The sequence below is a fragment of the Pseudomonas batumici genome (genome assembly GCF_000820515.1).
Taxonomy (GTDB): domain Bacteria; phylum Pseudomonadota; class Gammaproteobacteria; order Pseudomonadales; family Pseudomonadaceae; genus Aquipseudomonas; species Aquipseudomonas batumici.
The window spans coordinates 55,796-79,946 of the sequence record NZ_JXDG01000007.1 but is presented as its reverse complement, the minus strand read 5'-3'; the positions used below and the strand labels follow the sequence as shown (position 1 = coordinate 79,946).

Annotated in this window: 22 protein-coding genes; 16 read left to right on the top strand and 6 right to left on the bottom strand. The window is 62.9% G+C overall.

The window, feature by feature from the left end:
- Nucleotides 1-7 precede the first annotated feature (7 nt).
- The 6 genes from UCMB321_RS03870 to UCMB321_RS03845 all read left to right on the top strand — a co-directional run bounded on the left by UCMB321_RS03870 (nt 8) and on the right by UCMB321_RS03845 (nt 5,110).
- Entirely contained in the window at nt 8-604 is a 597-nt protein-coding gene (locus UCMB321_RS03870; protein WP_040064004.1) for a DUF4136 domain-containing protein, read from the top strand.
- A gap of 20 nt (nt 605-624) precedes the next feature.
- Entirely contained in the window at nt 625-1,185 is a 561-nt protein-coding gene (locus tag UCMB321_RS03865; protein WP_040064003.1) for a DUF4136 domain-containing protein, read from the top strand.
- A gap of 150 nt (nt 1,186-1,335) precedes the next feature.
- Complete coding sequence (locus tag UCMB321_RS03860; RefSeq protein WP_084614797.1) at nt 1,336-1,752, top strand: response regulator; 417 nt, start codon at nt 1,336-1,338, stop codon at nt 1,750-1,752.
- A gap of 89 nt (nt 1,753-1,841) precedes the next feature.
- Nucleotides 1,842-2,135: a hypothetical protein gene (locus tag UCMB321_RS03855; RefSeq protein WP_040063997.1), complete on the top strand. Its 294-nt coding sequence runs from the start codon at nt 1,842-1,844 to the stop codon at nt 2,133-2,135.
- 12 nt (nt 2,136-2,147) lie between these two features.
- Nucleotides 2,148-3,548 (top strand): MATE family efflux transporter, encoded by a 1,401-nt coding sequence (locus UCMB321_RS03850; protein WP_084614795.1) that lies wholly within the window; start codon nt 2,148-2,150, stop codon nt 3,546-3,548.
- A gap of 740 nt (nt 3,549-4,288) precedes the next feature.
- Nucleotides 4,289-5,110 (top strand): porin, encoded by an 822-nt coding sequence (locus UCMB321_RS03845; protein WP_157015848.1) that lies wholly within the window; start codon nt 4,289-4,291, stop codon nt 5,108-5,110.
- Nucleotides 5,111-5,300: 190 nt separating this feature from the next.
- Here the strand turns inward: UCMB321_RS03845 and UCMB321_RS03840 are convergent, their stop codons facing one another.
- From UCMB321_RS03840 to UCMB321_RS03815, 6 genes are all read right to left on the bottom strand, one after another.
- On the bottom strand, nt 5,301-6,089 hold the full coding sequence (locus tag UCMB321_RS03840; RefSeq protein WP_040063993.1) for a DUF4123 domain-containing protein: 789 nt from the start codon (nt 6,087-6,089) through the stop codon (nt 5,301-5,303).
- Complete coding sequence (locus tag UCMB321_RS03835) at nt 6,086-7,441, bottom strand: contractile injection system protein, VgrG/Pvc8 family (protein ID WP_040063992.1); 1,356 nt, start codon at nt 7,439-7,441, stop codon at nt 6,086-6,088. The genes UCMB321_RS03840 and UCMB321_RS03835 overlap by 4 nt, the downstream gene beginning before the upstream one ends.
- A gap of 245 nt (nt 7,442-7,686) precedes the next feature.
- Nucleotides 7,687-9,600: an arginine decarboxylase gene (gene speA, locus UCMB321_RS03830; RefSeq protein WP_040063991.1), complete on the bottom strand. Its 1,914-nt coding sequence runs from the start codon at nt 9,598-9,600 to the stop codon at nt 7,687-7,689.
- A 222-nt stretch (nt 9,601-9,822) separates the two neighbouring features.
- A complete protein-coding gene (locus tag UCMB321_RS03825) occupies nt 9,823-10,194 on the bottom strand; it encodes a translation initiation factor Sui1 (RefSeq protein WP_040063990.1) in 372 nt (123 codons plus the stop codon).
- Nucleotides 10,195-10,399: 205 nt separating this feature from the next.
- Nucleotides 10,400-10,927: an NUDIX hydrolase gene (locus UCMB321_RS03820; protein WP_040063989.1), complete on the bottom strand. Its 528-nt coding sequence runs from the start codon at nt 10,925-10,927 to the stop codon at nt 10,400-10,402.
- Nucleotides 10,928-10,930: 3 nt separating this feature from the next.
- Complete coding sequence (locus tag UCMB321_RS03815; RefSeq protein WP_040063988.1) at nt 10,931-11,998, bottom strand: DUF2333 family protein; 1,068 nt, start codon at nt 11,996-11,998, stop codon at nt 10,931-10,933.
- Nucleotides 11,999-12,308: 310 nt separating this feature from the next.
- On the opposite strand from UCMB321_RS03815, the gene UCMB321_RS03810 reads away from it, so the two are divergent.
- The 10 genes from UCMB321_RS03810 (at nt 12,309) to purH (ending at nt 24,069) form a co-directional block, all read left to right on the top strand.
- Nucleotides 12,309-13,970, top strand: a complete 1,662-nt coding sequence (locus tag UCMB321_RS03810; protein ID WP_040063987.1) for a response regulator — start codon at nt 12,309-12,311, stop codon at nt 13,968-13,970.
- A gap of 55 nt (nt 13,971-14,025) precedes the next feature.
- Complete coding sequence (locus UCMB321_RS03805) at nt 14,026-15,987, top strand: methyl-accepting chemotaxis protein (RefSeq protein WP_040063986.1); 1,962 nt, start codon at nt 14,026-14,028, stop codon at nt 15,985-15,987.
- Nucleotides 15,988-16,153: 166 nt separating this feature from the next.
- Complete coding sequence (aroQ, locus tag UCMB321_RS03800) at nt 16,154-16,609, top strand: type II 3-dehydroquinate dehydratase (RefSeq protein ID WP_040063984.1); 456 nt, start codon at nt 16,154-16,156, stop codon at nt 16,607-16,609.
- A gap of 24 nt (nt 16,610-16,633) precedes the next feature.
- Entirely contained in the window at nt 16,634-17,101 is a 468-nt protein-coding gene (gene accB, locus UCMB321_RS03795; RefSeq protein ID WP_040063983.1) for an acetyl-CoA carboxylase biotin carboxyl carrier protein, read from the top strand.
- A gap of 17 nt (nt 17,102-17,118) precedes the next feature.
- Nucleotides 17,119-18,474, top strand: coding sequence for an acetyl-CoA carboxylase biotin carboxylase subunit (gene accC / locus UCMB321_RS03790; RefSeq protein ID WP_040063982.1), 1,356 nt, complete (start codon nt 17,119-17,121; stop codon nt 18,472-18,474).
- A gap of 188 nt (nt 18,475-18,662) precedes the next feature.
- Nucleotides 18,663-19,541 (top strand): 50S ribosomal protein L11 methyltransferase, encoded by an 879-nt coding sequence (gene prmA / locus UCMB321_RS03785; protein WP_040063981.1) that lies wholly within the window; start codon nt 18,663-18,665, stop codon nt 19,539-19,541.
- A gap of 30 nt (nt 19,542-19,571) precedes the next feature.
- On the top strand, nt 19,572-20,873 hold the full coding sequence (locus UCMB321_RS03780; RefSeq protein WP_040063979.1) for a DUF3426 domain-containing protein: 1,302 nt from the start codon (nt 19,572-19,574) through the stop codon (nt 20,871-20,873).
- 176 nt (nt 20,874-21,049) lie between these two features.
- The gene (gene dusB / locus UCMB321_RS03775) at nt 21,050-22,063 is read left to right on the top strand and encodes a tRNA dihydrouridine synthase DusB (RefSeq protein ID WP_040063978.1); all 1,014 of its coding nucleotides are present in this window, start codon (nt 21,050-21,052) and stop codon (nt 22,061-22,063) included.
- Complete coding sequence (gene fis, locus UCMB321_RS03770; protein ID WP_003186237.1) at nt 22,060-22,380, top strand: DNA-binding transcriptional regulator Fis; 321 nt, start codon at nt 22,060-22,062, stop codon at nt 22,378-22,380. The genes dusB and fis overlap by 4 nt, the downstream gene beginning before the upstream one ends.
- A gap of 81 nt (nt 22,381-22,461) precedes the next feature.
- Nucleotides 22,462-24,069, top strand: a complete 1,608-nt coding sequence (gene purH, locus UCMB321_RS03765; RefSeq protein WP_040063976.1) for a bifunctional phosphoribosylaminoimidazolecarboxamide formyltransferase/IMP cyclohydrolase — start codon at nt 22,462-22,464, stop codon at nt 24,067-24,069.
- Nucleotides 24,070-24,151: the final 82 nt, after the last annotated feature.

Genomic DNA, 24,151 nt, shown 5'->3' with positions numbered 1-24,151 from the left:
GGCTGCAATGAGTCGCCGTTTTTGTCTGCTAGCGTTGTGCCTGGGTGTGACGGCCTGCCAGAGCAACAACCCCTACACCGCCAGCTCCCTGCCTCTGCCACCCGCTCCGGCGCAGGTTTCCCGTGCCCCGGACCTGAGCGCCTACCCGGCGGCGCCACGGGACTATGCGCGCTACCGCACCTGGGCCTGGACCAATGACCGGCTGCCCGCCGGCACCACCTGGGCCGACCCGGCGCAGCTGGCCGAAGTGGTGGGCAACGCCCTCGAACAACAGGGCTTGCGCCCACGCCGCGACACCGCACCGCCGGACCTGCGGGTCAGCGCCGACCTGCACGTGGAGAAACGCCTGCGCCAGGTCCAGGAAGATTACGGCTATGCCGGTGGCCCCTACGGCTACCGCTATGGCATGTACCCCAGCGCCCCGATCGTGCGCACCTATGAGGTGCAGGTGCTCGTGGTGCGCATCAGCCTGTTCGACGCCGGCACCGGCCAACCGGTCTGGAGCGCCAGCGCCGAGACCGGTACCCAGGGCAATCAGCTCGAGCGCGCGGATGCCTTGCGCGACGCGGTGGGCAAGGCCCTGGCCAGTTATCCACCCAGCTAGACTACCCCCGGAGAAAAATCATGTTCCGCCGTCTCGCTTTAGTGGCTTTCGCCGTGCTGCTCAGCGCTTGCGAAACCACCCAGGTCAGCCACGACTTCGACGCCAGTCGCGATTTCGCTGGATACCGGAGCTGGGGCTGGAAAGAACCCGCGTTGCAATACCGGCCGGACGATCCACGGATCAAGAGCGACCTGACCGAGCAGCGTATCCGCCAGGCGGTCGGCGAGCAGCTGGACCAGCATGGCCTGCGCCCGGCCGTGGCCGGCGGCAAGGCCGATGTGAAGGTGCAGGCGTACCTGATCGTCGACAACCGCCAGCAACAGGTCAGCACCAATTACGGCGGCGCCTGGGGTGGCCCTTGGCACGGCGGCTTCTGGGGCGGCCCGGGCTACACGGAAATCCGCAGTTACGACTACCAGGTCGCGACGATCCAGGTGGACCTGTTCGATGGCAAGGACGGTAAGCTGGTCTGGCGCGGCAGTGCCGAGAAGACGGTCAAGGACAGGTCGACACCGGCCGAGCGCAGCACGGCGATCAACCAGGCGGTGGCCAAGCTGATGATGGCCTATCCACCGAGCTAGCCGGCGCCCTGGCCGGGTTGTGCCGGGGCTCGGGCATCGACTCGCGCCCGAGCCCCAGTCTTCGCGCGCGGTGCCATTCGCCCATCCCCCGACCTTGCCCAGGCAAAGAGGCGCTACACTCAGAAGCGAACTCAGCAACAGGAATTGCTCATGGACGTCTCTTCCCCCCCACGCCAACAGCTCCTTCTCATGGATGACGAAGAGGACGTGCTGCTGGAACTTGCCGAGCTGCTGGAGAGCGAAGGCTTTTGCTGCTTCACCGCCACCTCCGTCGAGCGGGCCCTTTCGCACCTGACGCATCACCCGGACATCGCCCTGGTGATCACCGACCTGCGCATGCCGGAAGAAAGCGGCATGTCGCTGATCAAGCGTCTGCGTGAACACACCTCGCGCCAACACCTGCCGGTGATCGTGACGTCCGGCCACGCCGACATGGACGATGTCAATGACATGCTGCGGCTCCAGGTCCTGGAGCTGTTCCGTAAACCCATCTACCACGTGCACCTGCTGGAAACCCTCAACAACCTGTTTCCGCAGCCCAGGCTGCATCTGCTCAATCCCTCCTGATGCAGTGTCTGGACAACCCTCGGGCGCGCCTGTAAAACCTGCTCCCTGCCAGTGCGGCGCGTCAGTCGACTTATTCATCAGGGGTAACTATGCAGGTAGAAAGCTTTTTCGAATGGTTGGGCCAGGCACTGGGCTCGGTGATCCGCTTTATCATCGATGGCCTCAACGGCTTCTTCCATATGCTGACCCATGCCGGCGAAAACTTTATCGACGGGTTCGCCCGCGCCCTGGGCATCAGCCCCTCGATCTTCAGCCTGCTGATCCTGGTCTTCGGCCTGATGCTGATCTACTCGGCCATCCGCGCCTTCATGCGGGCTTCCGTCTTCCTCGGCATCCTCTGGCTGTTGCTCGGACTCTGGTTGTTGAGCTGGATCATTCATTGACGAGTCGCCCGCATGCCGTCCTTGATCGCTGACTGGCGAGACCGCCCGACCCACCGCCGTGTCTGGGCGCTTGCCGCGCCCATGATCCTGTCGAATATCTCCGTTCCGCTGGTGGCGCTGGTCGACAGCAGCGTGATCGGCCATCTGCCCCATGCCCATCAGTTGGGCGCCGTGGCGGTGGGGGCCAGCCTGTATATCTTTCTCGCCTGGGCCATGGGTTTCCTGCGCATGGGCTCCACCGGTTTCGCCGCACAGGCTGCCGGACGCGGGGACGGCGCGGCATTGCGCCAGGTGCTGGCCCAAGGGTTGTTGCTGAGTCTGGTGCTGGCGCTGTTCCTGGGGGCGATCGCCATGCCGTTCGGCGAACTGGCGCTGGTGCTCATGCAACCCTCGAGCGAGTTGCACGAACTGACCCTGGCCTTCTTCCACACCCGACTCTTCGGTCTGCCGGCGGCGCTTGCCAGCTATGCCCTGGTCGGCTGGTTCCTCGGGACCCAGAACGCCCGCGCGCCGCTGGCCATCCTGCTAAGCACCAACCTGGTGAATATTGCCCTGAACCTGTGGTTCGTCCTCGGGCTGGACTGGGGCGTGGTCGGTTCGGCCCGGGCCTCGGTGATCGCCGAATGGACCGGCGCGCTGCTCGGCCTGAGCCTGACCGGCAAGGCCCTACGCGCCTACCCCGGGCAGATCGCCTGGGCAGCGCTGCAGCGTTGGCAGAGCTGGCGCCCGCTGCTGACGGTGAACCGCGATATCTTCATTCGCAGCATGGCGCTGCAATCGGTGTTCTTCCTGATCACCGTCCAGGGCGCCCGCCTGGGCGACGCCACTGTCGCGGCCAACGCCCTGCTGCTCAACGGCCTGTTGCTCACCGCCCACGCCCTGGACGGACTGGCCCATGCCGTGGAAGCGCTCTGTGGCCACGCCATCGGTGCCCGCGATCGCGACACCCTGCGCCGTTCCCTGGTGGTCGCGGCAGGTTGGTCGCTGCTGACGAGCCTGGGCTTCGGGCTGGCGTTCCTGTTCGGCGGCCATCTGTTCGTCAGCCTGCAGACCGACATCCCCAGTGTCCGCGACACCGCCTTCGGCTACCTGCCTTACCTGGCCCTGTTGCCGCTGATCGCGGTCTGGAGCTACCTGCTCGATGGCCTGTTCATCGGTGCCACCCGCGCCCGGGAAATGCGCGACAGCATGTTGCTCAGCGTGCTGCTCAGCCTGCCCTGCGCCTGGCTGCTGAGCGCCTTTGGCAACCACGGCCTGTGGATAAGTTTCCTGCTGTTCATGGCGCTGCGCAGCCTGACACTGGGGCTCTGCGCCTTGAAGCTGCAACGCAATGACGGCTGGTTCAGCGGCTTTGAGTCAGCATCGTCGCAGCAAGCACCGCCACGAACGGGCAATGGCAATGTTGTCGATTAAGCTGAACCAATGCTGAACGGGGTTGAAGTTATCAATTCAGCATTGAAGGGAATGGGACTTATTCCTTGTTTAAGAGGCGGCTTTGCGGGTGCGAGAGATAGAAGAGCGTGAGTCAATTGTAAGGTAGACGTTACCTGGCGGTTCAGTTGAGAAAATGGCCGTAGCCATTGAGATTCGTGGCTTGTTGAGTCAACAGAGCCCACTCGAAGTGCAGGTTTGTACTTTAATATTTATTTATTGATACAAACCATCTCGATTGAAAGGGTTGCTCGCGCTTGCCCATCAATGAGCGTTGCTGGGCGAAAACCATGCTTTTTCTGGCGAGTAATAGGTGCTAGCCTTTGATGGCTCTTTGATATCTGCTGTAAGCAGGTACTAAGTTCAAGCTTTGGGTAAATCTAAATTTTAGCTACAACACCTTCTGCATGTATTCGTCTGCTCAAGGTTGGTTCGTCGCGCCTGTCATAGCACGATGTACTTTCATCTTTCGTGAATACTATTGAGTTGACATGCCTGATCGTAACGCAAGGACTCGCGTTTCGCCCGAAACGCTGCAACCCACAGGAAGTGAAGACAGCGGCATTGCCTCACTCGTCGCCATCCTGGCCGAACCTGAACAGCCTGCAATCTGCCAGCATTACAAGCTGGCAACAGAACATATGAAAAATTCTGGCCAGTCGCGGCCTTCATAGCCGTTGCAACCAGTTGACTATTGTAATTTTTAATTCTAGGGGAATAGATTGAAAATCAATGAGATGGCAGTTTTTGTCGCCACTGCAGCTTTGTGCTCGACGGCATTCGCCGGAACAGACGATATAAAAGCATCGAACAATCAATTTGAAATCCAGGCCATCTCCACAAAAGTCGATTATAAGGAAACCAACGACGGGAGAGGAGGCAGTGCTGTCGGAAAGTATTATACAGAAAGCGGTCATATCCCCGGCTTCGCATTATCTTTCTCCATGATGAATGATGTATTGTTTGATAACGACTACCTTCAACTTCAATACAGTAAGAGCGACGGACATGTCGGATATGAGGGCACACTCCGCGGCAGAGGCTTTGGCTCTTCGGCTGGACAGGTGGGGTCAACCATTTCCGACTACAGTCTGCGCTGGGGAAAAGGTTTTGCGCTTGACGGGACGTTCATGATCACCCCTTACGGCGAACTTGGCCGTCATGAGCAGCAGATCAAAGCCAGCTCCGACTCAACCTTTACCCACAACTGGTATGGCGCCGGCACGCTTGTCCAATACTCGCCCTTTTCCCGTTTGGTGTTTACCGCCAATGCCTTGGTTGGGCGCACGTTCGCGGCAGACTTTGATGGGAATGGCCCTTCTGGATTCTCTGGTTCGCTCGGAGATTCCAATCTGTATAAAGCCGGCTTATCTACAGATTATGCATTCACGAAAAACTTTCATGGAAATGTGGGCGTCGATTACACGTCCTTTAAATATGGCAGCAGTGCTACGCACAGAACTTCGAGCGGAAGTCCGGTATGGATGCCAGAAAGTAAGACCTTCGATACAACTTTAAAAATTGGGATTGGCTACGCTTTTTGAGTAAGTAAACCGAAAGGGGCGGATTTATTTCTTGGAAAGATGTGCTTCAAAAATAAATCTGTCTCCTTTTCCCCAAGTCTCCTTTCCCCAAATACAAACCTAAGAAATGACCCAGACACAGAATGTGACCGGCTCATAACTTGTAGTCATATGGCGTTACGCCAATTCCCGCCGCCGAGCAAGCTGGCGATCAACCCTGACCTGCACTCCAGGTACGCCGCAGGTTTTCCAGACGCTCGACAGGAGAGCCCCCCGGCAGACTCGTCGGAATAGGCGCAGCGGGATACTCCGCACGTAAATGCAACCAGCCATCGAGAAGGCCGTACTCCCGAAACCCCTGGGCGATACCCTCCTGCACATGGCACCAGGTCCTGTCGTATTCATGACCGCTGCAGCGGCTCCACTGGTAGGCATGGCGTTCCAGCAGGCAGCTCTGCAACCGACGCTGCTGGCGGCAGCTCAAGGATGGCGGCGCGCCGAGGACTGGAACCTCTAGCCCGGGATTGATCAGTTGCTGCCAACCGACACTGCCAATCGCCTTGTCAGCCCAGGTCCCGCCATGCCAGTACAGACAACTGATGGGGCCGAGCCAGCCGCTCAGTTCGCCAGGATCCGCCGAATCGAAGAAATAGCTGGCGGTCTGCGGGTTGTAATAGCTGAGCAAACCTTGTTCCTGCTCGTCGAAGCGCACCACCAGTATCTGCCGCAGGTGGGCCAGCAACGTCGGCAGCGGGGCTCGGCTGCGCAGGAACAACCCGGGCCAGAGACCTGGGTTGGCCTGGCTGAAACGGCTCAACGGACAATCCTCGGCCAGTTGCAACAACCGCGGAGCGACCTCACCCAGGCCATGAAACGGCGTGCCGTCGAACAGGTTGTAGGCCAGGTAGTGCGCGTAACGCTCCTTCAGCGCCTCGACCACTCCCGGAGCCCCAGGCACATCCAGCAACAGCCACTGGCTGGATTCATCCGCCCGGCTCATGGTGCCCCCCTTCGCGAAGGTGCGCCCCGACAGGCGCAATCCGGCACGACACAGTGATGATCACTGCCCCCCATGGGCCGCCCACACAGCAGCACCAGGGGATAACCGGCGTGCAGTGACTCGAGAATCGGCTCCCGGCGCGGACGCTGCACCGCACCGGGCCGCCGCGTCGGCCACCGCGCATCGCCCCCCATGACAATCCGCGGGGACTGCGGATCGCCGCCCTGGAAGCGCACCCATACCGGCGTACCGACCGCCAGTGCCGAGCCGCTTTCCTCGCACTCACGCTGCAACGACGGGACCATCGGCAGCCAGCACGGCACCTCTGGCGAGCCCATCCCCAGGGAAAAGGCTTCGATCCGCACCGCCACCCGCCCCTGAGCATCGCGACAGGTCCCCTGCTCATCGGTGCCGATCACCTGCGCCCGGAACAGGCCCGACAACAGCGGAGCGGGCCGGCGCCTTCGGCCACGAAACGCCACCTCCCAGGAAGTCGCCGCAAAGGCATTGCTGTAGCGCAGCCGTGGCCCGGGGTCCGCAGGCGCGCCGGGCAGGCTGCCGCCGCGATGCCGAAGCCGGGTGACCAGCCACAGGCGGTTCCATGACGCGCAAGGGTGGCCCGAAACGGGCAGGTACGCCCCGCAGGCCAAGCCGTACAGATCGCTTTCCCCCCGCGCCACCGGGCGCCCGCGACCGGCACGCCGGTGGGCGCTGTCCGCCAGCGTGACGCACAGGTCCAGCACGCCGGGACCGGTCTCGTCAGCGAAGCACGCCCGATGAGTCCGTCGGAACGCCCCCTGATGATCGGCAAAGACCAGCAGGTGGGCCTCCCTGCTGTGCTGGAAATGGAAATGGATGCCCTCTTGCGCACAGAGCCGCTGCACAAACGCCAGGCTCGACTCCTCGTACTGCACGCAATAGGTCCGCCGAGGATAGTGGCCCTTGAGCGAGAAGCACACGGCGGCGTCGCCCAGGCCATGCTCCTCGAGCACCCGGGCAATGATCTCCGGGACCGAGAACTGCTGGAAAAGTCGCCGGCCGAAGCGCTGTGCCAGGCAACCCAGGCGAGGTCCCAGGGACAGCCGGCAATGGCCCCGCGCCAAGCCCCGGAGTGTCAGGTTGACGCCCTGTATCTGGCCGTGAAAACCGGCGTTTTCAGCCCCCAGCGCCAGGTAGCAACTGCGGTACATCAACCCGGCCAGGTCCAGTTCGCCCTCCTCGTCCAGGACATCCAGCTCGAAGGCAAAGAGTTCGTCGATCGCCTCCGTGCCGGTAAAGGCGGTGACAATCAGGGAATGGGACAAGCCCGCGACATCCAGCCGAAAAAACGGCTCGTTGACTGGATCGAACATTGGCTTTCCTCATACGTGGGCCCAACCGGGATTCTCGCCGAGAGACAAGGCCGAGTAGAGGGCCGAAGTAGAGTTAGAGAAAAGACCTACGCAAAACACGGAATACTGGAAGCCACCATCTTGGCTCCAAGGCATAAAAAACCCACCGCGGAGGGTGGGTTTTTGACAAACAGACATTACCTACAGACTCACAGGAAACAACCAAATTCAAACAAGGCCATTTCCTAGGAACTATTGGCGCAGCCTCATGAAGACAGGTACGAAGAGCGGGTCAGCCCCAGGCGCAAGGCGTCCAGGTACTGGGTACGCTCCTTGACACTGATGTTCGCGCTGGCGACTTTGTCGCGGTAGTGCGTCATCAGTTCCTCCGGCGACAGGTGCACATAACGCAGCATGTCTTCGATGGTGTCGTGGGTTTCGATACCGGCGTGGTAAACGCTGCCATCGGCGTTCTGGTAGATGTTCACCGAGTCGGTATCGCCGAACAGGTTGTGCATGTCACCGAGAATTTCCTGGTAGGCGCCCACCAGGAAGATCCCCAGCAGGTAGTCCTCGCCGTCGTTCAGGGCGTGTACCGGCAGGCTGGTCTCGATGCTCTGCTCGTCGACGTATTGCTTGATCTTGCCGTCGGAGTCACAGGTCAGGTCCTGCAGCACCGCGCGGCGCAGCGGCTCTTCGTCGAGACGGTGCAGCGGCAGGATCGGCAGGACCTGGCCGATGGCCCAGGTATCCGGCAGGCTCTGGAACACCGAGAAGTTGCAGATGTACTTGTCGGCCAGCTTGTCGTTGAGCTCGTCGAGCACCTGGCGGTGCGAACGCTGGCGGGCCTTCAACGAGTTGTGCAGGCGCCGGCATACGGCGAAATAGCATTGCTCGGCCAGGGCTTTCTCGGCCAGGGTCAGCTTGCCGTCGGCGTACTGGGTGGCCACGTCGCTCATGTAGTGCGTGGCGCGCCAGTAGGTTTCGGTGACCATCTCGATATCGGTCGGCCCCAGCAGCTCCACCAGCCACTGCACGGTTTCCGGCAGGTTCTCCGGGTTCTCGATGCGTGGCACGTCGTCGTTGTGCTTCTCGACGTCGGTCACCTGCACCACCAGCATGGCGTGGTGGGCGGTCAGCGAACGGCCGCTTTCGGAAAAGATGTTCGGATGCGGCAGGTTCTGTGCATCGCAGAACTCCTTGAGCATGCCGACCACGACACCGGCGTAGTCATCCATGTCGTAGTTGATCGAGCTGGCATTGCGCGAGTGGGTACCGTCGTAGTCCACCCCCAGGCCGCCGCCGACGTCGATGTGGTCCACCGGCAGGCCGAGGTTGCGCAGTTCGCCGTAGTAGCGGATCGCTTCCTTGAAACCGTACTGGTAGTCCGCCAGGTTGGCGATCTGCGAACCCATGTGGAAGTGCAGCAGGCGAATGCCCTGGTCCAGGCCGGCGTCGCGGAAACGCTCGACCACCGACAGCAACTGCGCCGCCGAGAGGCCGAACTTGGACTTTTCGCCACCGGTGTCGGCCCACTTGCTCGAGGCCAGGGACGACAGGCGCACCCGCAGGCCGATCCGTGGCTTGACCTTGAGGCTGGCGGCCTCTTCGATCACCAGTTCGACCTCGGATTCTTTCTCGATCACGATGAACACCGTGTGACCGAGCTTCTGGCCCATCAGCGCCAGGCGAATGAACTCGCGGTCCTTGTAGCCGTTGCAGACAATGGTGCCGCCCTTCGGCGCCAGGGCCAGCACCGCCAGCAGCTCCGGCTTGGAACCGGCTTCCAGGCCGATGGAAACGTTCTGGGTGGCGATGATGTTCTCGATCACCGCTTCCTGCTGGTTGACCTTGATCGGGTACAACGCGGTGTACTTGCTCTGGTACTCCAGACGTTCGATGTTGGCGTCAAACGCCCCGGTCAGTTGGCGGACACGGTCCTGCAGGATATCCGGGAAGCGCACCAGCAACGGCAAGGACAAACCGCTCTTGCGCAGTTCGTCGACCTGCTCGAAGAGGTCGATGGGCGAACTGCTCGGACCGTTCGGACGAACCTCGACGCGACCGGCGTCATTGATCGCGAAATACCCGGCCCCCCAATGGCGGATCCCATAAACACTGCGGCTGTCCGCAACTGTCCATTGGCTGCCATCGTCCTTGCGTGTGCGTCGTACGGACATCGAAGTCCCCTATAAAGAAGTCAAATAGCGCCGCCTGGGTCCAGGCTGCGCGCAGTCTAAAGAATTAAAATGACGATTCGCCTGCATACAAGGGACTAAGACCTTGAATCCAGCACCGAGTTTAGAGGCCGTTCGAAAACAGGCTCTGTGAAAACCCTGGGGACGACAGCCCGGCCTCGTTCAGCCCGGCAGGTCACTGCACAGTGGTTTTCACAGAGGCTGCTAGCCGCCGGACTTCTTCGCCTTGAAACCGTGTTTGACCAGTTCGGCCAGCAGCAACTCGACGTGATCGCCCTGGATCTCGATGACGCCGTCTTTCAAGGCTCCACCGGTCCCACAACGTTTCTTCAACGTCGTCGCCAGCTCCTTGAGGGCCTCTTCGGCCAGTGGCACGCCGGTGATGGTGGTCACCGTCTTGCCGCCACGACCCTTGCTTTCGCGACGCACGCGGGCAATGCCGTCGCCGGCCGGGAGAACGGTTTGTTTGCAGATGCAGGCGGCCACCGGCTGGCTACAGTCCGGGCAATGTCGACCTGCGTCGGTGGAGAACACCAGGCCACCGAGGGCGGCGAAGGATGCGGCTTTTTTGGCCACCGGTAATCCTCTTGGGAGGACTAAAGACTGGTCGCACCCCGGGAGGGGCCTGCGACCGCGAAGCCCCACTCAGGCAGGGGCAGCGCAACTGCGGCGGGCAATGCCGCCGCAGCTTTTGAAAGGCGCGCAGTGTAACGGCAAAAAGCCCTCGGCCCAATAGCCAATCGGCGCCAATTGATGAAGCTTTTGCGACGTCGCTGCCGTGTTATTGCAGATAACGTTTCAACGCCGCCAGGGAGTCCGGACAATAGGGCTTTTCCAGGGTTTCGCGCAGCGCCTGGTCAACCGGGATAAAACGCGCTTCGAGGACCTCTTCCGGCTGCAACCGCAGCGGTCCGTCCCAGACCGCGCTGAACACCGCGCACCAGAGACGGTTGTCCGGCTGGTCGAAGAAAAAGTGCTCGTGCTCGGTCAGCGGCACGCCACTGACGCCCAGCTCCTCTTCCAGCTCACGGGCGGCGGACTCGGCGTAGCTTTCATCCGCCTGGACCATGCCGCCGGCGGCCACGTCCCAGTAACCGGGGTAGATGGCCTTGCTCAAGGTGCGCCGATGCACGCACAGCTCACCGGCGGAGTTGAACAGCAGGATAAAGGTGCCGCGCCCGATCAGGCCGCGCTCGCGCAGCTCGGCCCGGGCCAGGGCGCCGAGCAGATGGTCATCGGCGTCGACCCAGGCGATCTGTTCGGCGTCGGAGGCGGCGCGGTGCCGGGCCTCCTTCGAAGCATTGTCCATGGCTCAGCCCTGGTTCAGCAGTTGACGCAAATCGATCACCGCGGCGTTGGCGCGGGAAATGTAGTTGGCCATCACCAGCGAGTGATTCGCCAGGACGCCGAAGCCACTGCCATTGAGGATCATCGGGCTCCACACCCGCTGCTGCGACGCCTCCAGTTCGCGAATGATCTGCCGCACACTGACCGTGGCGTTCTTCTTCGCCAAGACATCGGCGAAGTCGACTTCGATGGCCCGCAACAGGTGGGACAGCGCCCAGGCCTGGCCGCGCGCCTCATAGAACACGTCGTCGATCTGCAACCACGGGGTTTCGACGATTTCCTCGTCGACCTGCGGCACCTGCCCCGGGATCACGCTTTCGGTTTTCAGCGCGGTGTTGAGCTTGACCCGCCCGACGCTGGCCGACAGGCGCTGGGACAGCGAACCCAGGCGGGTCGCCACATCGCCGAGCCAGTTGTTCAGGTTGTCGGCACGGGCATAGAACTGCGCGGTGCTCTGGTTCGGGTCGGACAAACGGGCCTGGTAGCGGCTCAGGGAGTTGATCCCTTCCTGGTACTCCGACTCGCTGGACGGCAGCATCCAGCTCTTGTTGTCGAAGTTGAAGCGCGGCTCGGCCTTGGCCAGGTCGGCATCTTCAGCCGATTGCGACTGGGAGCGGGCGAAGTCCTTGCGCAGGGCGCGGGTCAGGTCGCGGACCTGAACCAGTACGCCGTATTCCCAGTGGGGAATATCGTCCAGCCAGACGCCCGGCGGAAAGCGGTCGTTGGACAGGTAGCCACCGGGCTTGTTCAGCAAGGTGCCGGCCACGGTCTTGAGGGTTTCGACCGTGGTGTAGCCCACCACCATCTTGCGACCGTCCTTCTCCGCGGCTAGTTGCGCATTCTGCTGCACCGGAAACAACGCCGGCTCCTGGCTCCAGTACCAGCCGATCAGGATCGTGACCAGCAGGTACAGGCCCAGCAGCGTCGCCAGCGCACGACTGAACAGCACCCCGCGAAAGTAACCGTGGGTCGCCGACTTGGGGGCGGCGGCACGCTCCGGCGCGCTGTCTTCGCGTTTTTTCCAGTCCAGCATGGCTCTATCCTTTTCCTGAATTCATCGGTTCGACCACAACCCTGCTCCATCGTGCCTTTCCTGTCTTTGCAGCAGGCCAGGGACACGGCAGCGTTGCCATCCGTGCGAGCACTATAAATCAAGCCCCGACAGGACGCCTCCTCGATACGACCTATCCGCTCTTGTTGTGGGATAACACTCACCCTTTGACCGGCGGGTCACCAAATGAATGAGGTTAATTGACGTACGACACCGCCATTGACCCAAAGAGCTGCTAGCATAGAGCCATCAGTCGACCCCAGCCGTTCCTCCCCTTACTAGTAGTCAGGATATGACCGAGCCAGAAGACCCCAGCCGCGAGCGCCTCAAGCAGCACTTTGCCCAGCGGGTCATTCACCAGGCCCGGCAGATCCTCGAGATCTGGCAACGCCTGCAGCGCAGCGAATGGTCGAGCGCCGACATGTCCGAGCTGAGCGAGGCCAACCTGCGCCTGCTGCGCTTCGCCGAACGCTTCGAACAACCCGAACACACCCAGCTGGCCCGCCACATCGGCCACTCCCTGGAAGCGGTAGGGGCCAACCGCGGGCGCCTGAGCAGCGGCCTGATCACCGAACTCAACCGCCTGATGCAGCGCCTGTCGCGCACCGGCCTGCGCCACGGCGACCAGCTCGAACAGACCTTCCTGCCGCCGCTGCGCAAGCCCGTCTACGTGATGCTGCAAGACCACGACCGCGCCGAGCGCCTGGCCAAGCAACTGGAGTTCTTCGGCCTCAGCGCCCAATCGCTGGACAGTGTCGCGGCGTTCCGTTCGTCAATGGCCGAACGCCTGCCTTCGGCCATTGTCATGGACGTCGACTTCAGCGGCGCCGGCATGGGCCTGCACCTGGCCGCCGAAGCGCAGCTCGGTCTGGAACACAAGCTGCCGCTGCTGTTCTTCAGTCTCCACGAAACCGACACCCCGACCCGCCTGGCCGCCGTGCGCGCCGGCGGCCAGGAGTTCCTCACCGGCGCCCTGGAAGCCTCGAGCCTGCTGGAGAAAATCGAAATCCTCACCTGCGTCGCCCAATACGATCCGTACAAGGTACTGATCATCGACGACTCGCGGGCCCAGGCGCTGCACACCGAACGCCTGCTCAACAGCGCCGGGATCGTCACCCGGACCCTGATCGATCCGATCCAGGCCATGGCCGAGCTGGCGGACTTCCAGCCCGACCTGATCATCCTCGACATGTACATGCCGGCCTGCACCGGCACCGAGCTGGCCAAGGTGATCCGTCACAACGACCGTTATGTCAGCGTGCCGATCATCTACCTGTCGGCCGAGGACGACCTGGACAAGCAGCTCGACGCCATGAGCGAGGGCGGCGACGACTTCCTGACCAAGCCGATCAAGCCACGCCACCTGATCACCACCGTGCGCAACCGGGCCGCCCGGGCGCGCAACCTCAAGGCGCGGATGGTCCGCGACAGCCTCACCGGCCTGTACAACCACACCCATATCCTGCAACTGCTCGAAGATTGCAGCTTCCGCGCCCGCCGCGAATGCAAGCCGCTGAGCTTCGCGATGCTCGACATCGACCACTTCAAGCGGGTCAACGACAGCCACGGTCACCCCATGGGCGACCGGGTGATCAAGAGCCTGGCGCTGTTTCTCAAGCAACGCCTGCGCAAGACCGACTTCATCGGCCGTTATGGCGGCGAAGAGTTCGCCATCGTCATGCCCGACACCGACATCGAGTCGGCCTACAAGGTGCTGGATGAAATTCGCCAGCGCTTCGCGGAAATCCACTACCCGGCACAACCGCAGGACCTGTGGTGCACCTTCAGCGCCGGCGTCGTCGAACTGCAGGCCGATTCCGACAGCCTGATGATGGCCACCCAGGCCGACGAAGCGCTCTACCGCGCCAAACATGCCGGGCGCAACCGGGTGCAAGCAGCAAGGCAAAGTGCCAGCTTTTCATCGGATTCCACCGACTCCGTCATGACCTTGTAACAAAACAGCAATAACTTCAGGCACTTACCACTCTTTGTCGTGGATAGAATCCTGAATGCGCCTGAAGCTGCTGACCAATCTCAACACCCTGCTGCTCGTCGCCGTCTGCCTGGCGCTCGGCGCCACGCTCTGGTGGTCGCAGCAGGCGCTGGAGCGCCCCTACCAGTTGATGGAGCGTTACCTCAGCCTGTCGCAACAGTTCCAGAACCAGGCGGCGCGCAATATCGAAGACTACCTGGGCAGCGGCGACGCCTTGCGCCTGAGCAGTGCGAGCCAGGCCATCGAGCAACTGGAAAAGGAACTCGGGGCCCTGCCGGCGGACATGACCGCCACCCTGCGCCCGAGCCTCGCCGCCCTCAACGACTTCAGCAAGACCGACCTGCTGGCCGCCGGTAAGCTGGCCGGCGATCCCCAGGCCCTGCTGCTCCAGGCCGAACGCGAACTGGGCGGCAACCTCGACCAGCTGAGCCAATACGCCACCGGGGCCAAGACCCCGGAAGCGGCCGCCTACCTGCCGCCCTTGCTGGCGGCCTCGTCGCACCTGGCCAAGCTGAGCCTGGCACGGGACAAACTGGTCAGCAGCGGGCGCAGCGAACTGGCCGCCGACGTCGAGCGCGAGCTGGCGAGCATCCGCGGCCAGGCCGAACAACTCGAAGCCCTGCCCTTGCTCGGCGTGACCGCCAGCAGCGAATCCAATACCGACGATTTCAGCGCCATGATGGGCCTGGGCAATAGCGAAAAGGCCGCAGCCCAGGACACCGGCGTCGACCTCAAGCGCGAACTGCACAGCCTGCTGACCCGCTACCCGGCGGAACTGGCCCGCACCCGCGAGCAGATCCAGAAGCGCGCAGACCTGGCAACCGCGACCCATCTCAAGATCAACGCCGTGCAGCAAGGGATTGCCGCGCTGGAGCCGGTGGTCCGTGCCCAGCATGGCAAGATCCAGGGCGAGGTCAGGCTGATGCAGGGCGTGATGATCGGCCTGATTCTGCTGATCGCCCTGCTGATCGACACCCTGCAGCGCAAGCTGGCCCGCGTCCTGAGCAACCTCGCGCCGGCACTGTCGACCTGGGCCGAAGGCGACTTCGGCCGGGATATCCAGCTGGGCAAGACCAACCGCGAGCTGCATGACATCGAAGCCTCGCTGAACCGCCTGCGGGCTTATCTGGTGGACCTGGTGGGCACCATCCGGCAGAACGCAGAGGAAGTCGCCGGCAGCAGCCGCGCCCTGGCGGACCTGAGCGGCGGCCTGCATACCGGCGCCGAGCGCCAGGCCGGCGACACCGCGCAGATTCGCGACGCCCTCGGCGAACTGGAAGCCACCATCCAGCAGGTGGCCGGCGATGCCAGCCAGGCCGCCGATGCCAGCCGCAGCGCCGGCAGCGCGGTGGAACACGGCCAGAAGGTCATCGGCCTGAGCCTGACCGGCCTGCATGCGCTGGTCGGCGAAGTCCAGGGCAACGCCCAGATGATCGAGCAACTGGCCGAGGAGTCGGCCACCATCGGCGGCGTGCTGACAGTGATTCGCTCGATTGCCGACCAGACCAACCTGCTGGCCCTCAACGCCGCCATCGAAGCCGCCCGCGCCGGGGAAATGGGCCGTGGTTTCGCCGTGGTGGCCGAAGAGGTACGCAGCCTGGCACAACGCACGGCCGGGGCCACAGGCGAGATCCAGACACTGATCGCCGGCCTGCAGAGCGCGGCGCGGCAGTCGGTGGAAGGCATGCGCGCCCAGGTCGAACATGCCGAGGCCACGGCCAGCCAGGCACAGGCCGCGGACGGAGCCCTGGACAAGATTGTCGGGGCGATCCAGACCATTGCCGACACCGCGGTGCGCATCGCCGATGTCACCGCCCAGCAAAGCGGCGCGGTCAGCGAGATTCGCGATCACAGCGAGCGTATTCACCAGTTGGGCGGTGACAACCTGCTGCGCATCGGCGAAGGTCGCAGCCAGGGCGAACACCTGCTGGTGCTGGGCGGACAGTTGCGTACCGCCGTGCAGGCGTTTCGCGTCTGATACGCCGCCACTCGGGAGCGAATGACCGGATCCAACACCGTGGTCACAAATTTCGCGCGAATATCGGTTATCGTGCTGGCTATTGCAGAGAACTGGACAGTCACAAAGTCTTTGGGGCATAGTCGCCGGGTTTTGACGCCTGCCCACAGACAACAAGGAACAGCAGATGGCGACGCTTCTGGTTCTGCACGGCCCCAACCTGAACCTGCTCGGTACCCGCGAGCCGGGGGTCTATGGCGCGGTGACGCTGCCCGAGATCAACCAGGACCTGGAGCGCCGGGCCCGCGAGGCCGGGCACCATCTGCTGTACCTGCAAAGCAACGCCGAGTACGAACTGATCGAGCGGATCCACGCCGCCCGCGGCGAAGGCGTGGACTTCATTCTGATCAATCCGGCGGCTTTTACGCATACAAGTGTCGCATTACGTGACGCGCTGCTGGCGGTGAGCATCCCATTCATCGAAGTGCATTTGTCGAACGTGCACAAACGCGAACCTTTCCGCCATCACTCCTACTTTTCAGATGTCGCTGTGGGAGTGATCTGCGGCCTTGGCGCCAGCGGTTATCGACTGGCCCTGGAGGCCGCCCTGGAACAGCTTGAATCACAGGCTAAACACCCCTGACCGACCCTTGGGAGTTGACGATTAATGGATATCCGTAAAGTTAAGAAACTGATCGAGTTGCTGGAAGAGTCCGGTATCGACGAGCTTGAGATCAAGGAAGGCGAAGAGTCCGTACGCATCAGCCGCCACAGCAAGACCCCGGCGCAGCAGTACTACGCACCGGCACCGATGGCCGCGCCTGTCGCCGCCGCCGCTCCGGTTGCCGCGCCTGCGGCAGTGGCAGCAGCTCCAGCCGCTGCGGCCGCCCCGGCACTGAACGGCGCAGTAGCCCGTTCGCCGATGGTCGGCACCTTCTATCGCAAGGCCTCGCCAACCTCCGCCTCTTTCGTCGAAGTCGGCCAGAGCGTGAAGAAAGGCGACATCCTGTGCATCGTCGAAGCCATGAAGATGATGAACCACATCGAAGCCGAAAACAGCGGTGTGATCGAATCCATCCTCGTCGAAGACGGCCAGCCGGTTGAGTACGACCAACCGCTGTTCACCATCGTTTGAAGCGCGGAGAGCCAACGATGTCGAAACCTGCGAAGTTGGAAAAAGTCCTGATCGCCAACCGCGGTGAGATTGCGCTACGGATCCTGCGCGCGTGCAAGGAACAGGGCATCAAGACCGTCGCCGTCTACTCCAAGGCCGACAAGGAGCTGATGCACCTGGGCCTGGCGGATGAGTCCGTGTGCATCGGCCCGGCGTCTGCCGCCCAGTCCTACCTGCACATCCCGGCCATCATCGCGGCGGCGGAAGTGACCGGCGCCACGGCGATCCACCCGGGCTACGGCTTCCTCGCGGAAAACGCCGACTTCGCCGAACAGGTCGAGAAATCCGGTTTCGCCTTCATCGGCCCGCAAGCCGACACCATTCGCCTGATGGGCGACAAGGTTTCGGCCAAGGACGCCATGATCAAGGCCGGCGTACCGACCGTTCCCGGTTCCGACGGCCCGCTGCCGGAAGACGAGGAAGAAGCCCTGCGCATCGGCCGTGAAGTCGGCTACCCGGTGATCATCAAGGCCGCCGGCGGCGGTGGTGGTCGCGGCATGCGCGTGGTGCACAAGGAAGAAGACCTGATCGCCTCGGCCAAGCTGACCCGCACCGAAGCCGGCGCGGCGTTCGGCAACCCGATGGTGTACCTGGAAAAATTCCTCACCAACCCGCGTCACGTGGAAGTCCAGGTGCTGTCCGACGGCCAGGGCCACGCCATTCACCTGGGTGACCGCGACTGCTCGCTGCAGCGCCGCCACCAGAAGGTCCTGGAAGAAGCACCGGCCCCGGGCATCGACGAAAAGGCCCGCCAGGAAGTCTTCGCCCGCTGCGTCAAGGCGTGCATCGACATCAACTACCGTGGCGCCGGCACCTTCGAGTTTCTCTACGAGGACGGCCGCTTCTACTTCATCGAGATGAACACTCGCGTGCAGGTGGAACACCCGGTATCGGAAATGGTCACCGGCATCGACATCCTCAAGGAGATGCTCAGCATCGCCGCCGGCAACCCGTTGTCGTACACCCAGGACGACGTGGTCATCCGCGGTCATGCCCTGGAGTGCCGGATCAACGCCGAGGACCCGAAGAAGTTCATTCCGAGCCCGGGCACCGTCAAGCATTTCCACGCACCGGGCGGCAACGGCGTTCGCGTCGACTCGCACCTGTACAGTGGTTATGCGGTACCGCCGAACTATGACTCGTTGATCGGCAAGCTGATCACCTACGGCAAGGACCGTGACGAAGCCATGGCGCGCATGCGCAACGCCCTGGACGAAATCGTGGTGGACGGGATCAAGACCAACATCCCGCTGCACCGCGACCTGGTTCGCGACGAAGGCTTCTGCAAGGGTGGCGTGAACATCCACTACCTGGAACACAAGCTCGCCTTGTAGGAGCGAGCTTGCTCGCGAACCGTCGCCTTAGCGGCGGCCATTCAACAGGCGCAGTGATCCAAGCAACAAGGCCGCTTAATTGCGGCCTTGTTGTTTTTGAATACCGCCAGGAGCGCCGCTCGCGTAAACTTGCGCGTTTCTCGCAGCCCCCAGCGGTTGCGCACTCCATTTTTGCAAAGGTGCCCGCCATGCCTTGGCTGCAAGTACGCCTGGCCATCAGCCCGGAACAAGCCGAAACCTACGAAGACGCCTTCCTCGAAGTCGGCGCCGTTTCGGTCACCTTCATGGATGCCGAAGATCAACCGATCTTCGAACCGGAACTCAACACCACCCCGCTGTGGTCCCACACCCACCTGCTGGCCCTGTTCGAAGGCGGCACCGACGCGACCAACGTGCTCGCGCACCTGGAACTGCTGACCGGAGCCCCCCTGCCCGAGCACCACAGCGAAGTGATCGAGGACCAGGACTGGGAACGCAGCTGGATGGACAATTTCGAGCCGATGCGCTTCGGCCGCCGCCTGTGGATCGTCCCGAGCTGGCACGCCGCGCCGGAACCGGACGCGGTCAACCTGCTGCTCGACCCGGGCCTGGCCTTCGGCACCGGCACCCACCCGACCACCGCGCTGTGCCTGGAATGGCTCGACGGCCAGGACCTCAAGGACTGCAGCGTGCTGGACTTCGGCTGCGGCTCGGGGATCCTGGCGATTGCCGCCCTGCTGCTGGGCGCCCGGGAAGCGGTGGGCACCGACATCGACGTCCAGGCCCTGGAAGCCTCCCGCGACAACGCCGGACGCAACCATATCGCCGAAGAACTGTTCCCCCTGTACCTGCCGCAAGACCTGCCCCAGGTCCAGGCCGACGTGCTGGTGGCCAACATCCTCGCCGGCCCCCTGGTGTCCCTGGCCCCGCAGCTGTCCACCCTGGTCAAACCCGGTGGGCGCCTGGCGCTCTCGGGGATTCTCGCCGAACAAGGCGCGGAAGTCGCCGCCGCTTATGCCCGGGATTTCGACCTCGACCCGATTGCCGATCGCGATGGCTGGGTGCGCATCAGTGGCCGTCGGCGCTAGAATGGGCGCCTGCATGAACCGGATCGCCGCATGACCGACAGCTTCGTCACCCAGTGCCCGCATTGCCAGACCAGTTTCCGCGTCAGCCACGCCCAGTTGAGCGTGGCCCGCGGGGTGGTTCGTTGCGGCTCCTGCCTGCAGGTGTTCAACGCTGCGCGACAACTGCTCGAACAACGCGCCGCCAGGGAAGCGGCAAGCGCCGCCGCGGTTGCCGCGCCGACAGTGGCACCCACGCCGAAACCCGCACCACCGCCACCGCCGCCCCCAGAGCCGCCGGAACCGCCACGGGCCATCAGCCAGAAGCAGTGGACGGCCGAGGAACTGGACCTGGACAACCTGGACCTGGACGAAGAGCTGGCGCGCCTGGAACAACGGGAAATCCAGCCGATCAAGGCGTTCGGCCAGGAACCCGCCGGCAAGGGCGAATCACTCAGCGCCCGCCGCGACGACCCGGACACGGAAGAAGAGCAATGGCCCGACAGCCTGTTCAGCGAATCGCCGAGCAGCCACGACGAAGCGCTCCTTGCCGACGATAACCCAGCGGCCCCGAGCAAGACGCCGGAAAGAAAGAGCGAAGTGCCCAGGCCCACACGGACCGAGCCTTCGATGTCCTTCGACCTCGCGGACCTGGACGACGAGCCACCCGCCCCCCGCTTGCAGATCGAACACGACGAGCTGGAAGACGAAGCGTTCCATGCGGCCCCGGCCGCCGAGCACGATGAGGAGGTCGCCCCCGAAGGCGAACGCAAGAAATCCAAGCGCGAGCGCAACGAGCCCGGCCTGCACGACGACGTACTGCTGGACCTGGTCGACGACCCGATCCAGCTCGACTGGCAACGCCGCCGCTCGCCCTGGGGGCGCCGCCTGCTCTGGCTGCTGCTGGTGCTGCTGGCCGCCGTGGCCCTGGCCGGACAATACGTCGCCTATCACTTCGACGAGCTGGCTCGCCAGGACCAGTACCGCCCCTGGTTCCAGCAGCTGTGCCCGGAAATCGGCTGCAAGGTCCCCTCGAAAGTCGATATTGCCCGAATCAAGAGCAGCAACCTGGTGGTCCGCAGTCACCCGGACTTCGCCGGCGCCCTGGTGGTGGATGCGATCATCTACAACCGCGCGTCGTTCTCCCAACCCTTCCCGCTGCTGGAACTGCGCTTCGCCGACCTCAACGGCCATCTGATCGCCAGCCGGCGCTTCAAGCCCGCCGAATACCTGAGCGGCGACCTGGCCGGCCAGGGCGAAATGCCACCCCAGACGCCGATCCATATTGCCCTGGACATCCTCGACCCGGGCTCCAAGGCCGTGAACTACAGTCTCAGCTTCCACTCGCCCGAGTAGCCCGGCCCCCGGCGCCCGGTTGGATGACAGTTTTCCGACAACAACCAAACCGCCGGCGATAACGGAATAACTGTTCAGATTTTATCCAGTTTTGCCTTTATCCAGTCATCGAGAGCGGGTATCATGCCAACCCTTTTTCGAACTCTCATGATCCGGCCCCACAACAGGGAAGTCCTATGTCGGCGGTACGCATCGGTCCATATACATTGCAGAACGGCTTGATCCTCGCCCCGATGGCGGGGGTCACGGACCAACCCTTTCGTCAGTTGTGCCGACGCCTGGGCGCAGGTCTTGTAGTCTCGGAAATGGTCACCAGCGACATGAGTTTGTGGAACAGCCGCAAATCGCGTCTGCGCATGATCCACGAAGGCGATCCCGAGCCCCGCTCGGTGCAGATCGCCGGTGGCGACGCACAGATGCTGGCGGACGCGGCCCGGGCCAATGTCGAGCTGGGTGCACAGATTATCGATATCAACATGGGCTGCCCGGCCAAGAAGGTCTGCAACAAGGCCGCCGGCTCCGCGTTGCTGAAAGACGAAGCACTGGTGAGCGAGATCCTGCACGCCGTCGTGGCGGCGGTGGACGTCCCGGTCACCCTGAAGATCCGTACCGGCTGGGACCGGGCGAACAAGAACGGCCTGACGGTGGCGAAAATCGCCGAACAGGCGGGAATCACGGCGCTGGCGGTTCACGGGCGAACCCGCGCTGACCTGTATACCGGTGAAGCCGAGTACGACACCATTGCCGCGATCAAGCAGGCGGTGTCGATCCCGGTCTTCGCCAACGGCGACATCGATTCGGCCGAGAAAGCCCGGCACGTGCTGCACGCGACCGGTGCCGATGGCCTGTTGATCGGCCGGGCCGCCCAGGGGCGGCCATGGATTTTTCGTGAAATCGAGCATTTTCTGCGGACCGGCGAAACCCTCCCGGCACCGGAACTGTTCGAGGTGGAACGTATTCTGCTAGAGCATCTGGCCGCGTTGCATGCCTTCTATGGGGAAGTGATGGGTGTGCGTATCGCCCGCAAGCATGTCGGCTGGTATCTCGCAACCTTGCCGGGCGCCAAGGAGTTTCGCGCCCACTTCAATCGTGTGGAAGAGACGGAAGCACAGTGCGCCAACGTTCGTGAGTTCTTCGCCGAGCGTTACAAGAGCCTGGTGACAGGGGAAGGAAGAGGGGTGGCCGCATGACGATGATGACCGAGACTTTAGTGAGTGGAACAACGCCCGTGAGCGACAACGTCAATTTGAAACAGCACCTCAACACCCCGAGCGAAGAAGGCCAGACCCTTCGCGGGAGTGTCGAGAAGGCGCTGCACAATTATTTCGCCCACCTTGAGGGCGCGGCCGTCACGGACGTGTACAACCTGGTGCTCTCCGAAGTCGAGGCCCCCTTGCTGGAAAGCGTGATGAACTACGTCAAGGGCAACCAGACCAAGGCCAGCGAGCTGCTCGGGCTGAACCGCGGCACCCTGCGCAAGAAACTCAAGCAGTACGATTTGCTGTAAGCATTCAATCAAACCAGAAAGGCGCCCGCGTAGAACCGGTCGCCTTTTTTGCTGACTCCTTTGCTTTTGATGGAAATTGAGATGACCGACCAGACTACCCGCCTGCCGATCCGCCGCGCCTTGATCAGTGTTTCCGACAAGACCGGGATCCTCGAATTCGCCAAGGAGCTGGAAGCCCTGGGCGTGGAGATCCTCTCCACCGGCGGGACTTTCAAGCTGTTGCGGGACAATGGCGTGGCCGCGGTGGAAGTCGCGGACTACACCGGTTTCGCTGAAATGATGGACGGCCGGGTCAAGACCCTGCACCCGAAAATCCACGGCGGCATCCTCGGTCGTCGCGGCATCGACGACGCCATCATGAACGAGCACGGCATCAAGCCGATCGACCTGGTGGCGGTCAACCTCTACCCGTTCGAGGCCACCATCTCCAAACCGGGCTGCGACCTGCCGACCGCCATCGAGAACATCGACATCGGCGGCCCGACCATGGTCCGCTCGGCGGCCAAGAACCACAAGGACGTGGCCATCGTGGTCAACGCCAGCGACTACGGCCAGGTGCTGGAAAGCCTCAAGGCCGGCGGCCTGACCTACGCCCAGCGCTTCGACCTGATGCTCAAGGCCTTCGAACACACCGCCGCCTATGACGGCATGATCGCCAACTACATGGGCACCGTGAACCAGGCGGCCGAGACCCTGTCGACCGAAGGCCGCAGCGAATTCCCGCGCACCTTCAACAGCCAGTTCATCAAGGCCCAGGAAATGCGCTACGGCGAGAACCCGCACCAGAGCGCGGCGTTCTACGTGGAAGCCAAGCCCGCCGAAGTCGGCATCGCCACCGCCACCCAGCTGCAAGGCAAGGAGCTGTCCTATAACAACGTGGCCGATACCGACGCCGCGCTGGAATGCGTGAAGAGCTTCGTCAAGCCGGCCTGCGTCATCGTCAAGCACGCCAACCCGTGCGGCGTGGCGGTGAGCCCGGACGCCGAAGGCGGCATCCGCCAGGCCTACGAACTGGCCTACGCCACCGACAGCGAGTCGGCCTTCGGCGGTATCATCGCCTTCAACCGCGAGCTGGATGCCGAAACCGCCAAGGCCATCGTCGAGCGTCAGTTCGTCGAAGTGATCATCGCGCCGTCCGTGAGCGAAGAAGCCCGCGCCATCGTCGCCGCCAAGGCCAATGTGCGCCTGCTGGCCTGTGGCCAGTGGGACGCCAACCGCGCTCCGGCCTGGGACTACAAGCGCGTCAACGGCGGCCTGCTGGTACAGAGCCGCGATATCGGCATGATCGGCAGCGACGACCTGAAGGTGGTGACTAAACGCGCGCCGACCGAGCAAGAGATCCACGACCTGATCTTCGCCTGGAAAGTCGCCAAGTACGTCAAGTCCAACGCCATCGTCTACGCCAAGAACCGCCAGACCATCGGTGTCGGCGCTGGGCAGATGAGCCGAGTGAACTCTGCCCGTATTGCTGCAATCAAAGCCGAACATGCTGGCCTGCAAGTGCAGGGCGCGGTCATGGCCTCGGACGCGTTCTTCCCGTTCCGCGACGGTATCGACAATGCGGCCAAGGTCGGCATCACCGCGGTGATCCAGCCGGGCGGCTCGATGCGTGACAATGAAGTGATTGCTGCCGCCGACGAAGCGGGCATCGCCATGGTCTTCACCGGCATGCGTCATTTCCGTCACTAACAGAACCGCTTTCCCCCTGTAGGAGCGAGCTTGCTCGCGATGAACGACAAGACGCCGCTGTGCTTCAGGCACCCCGCGTCAT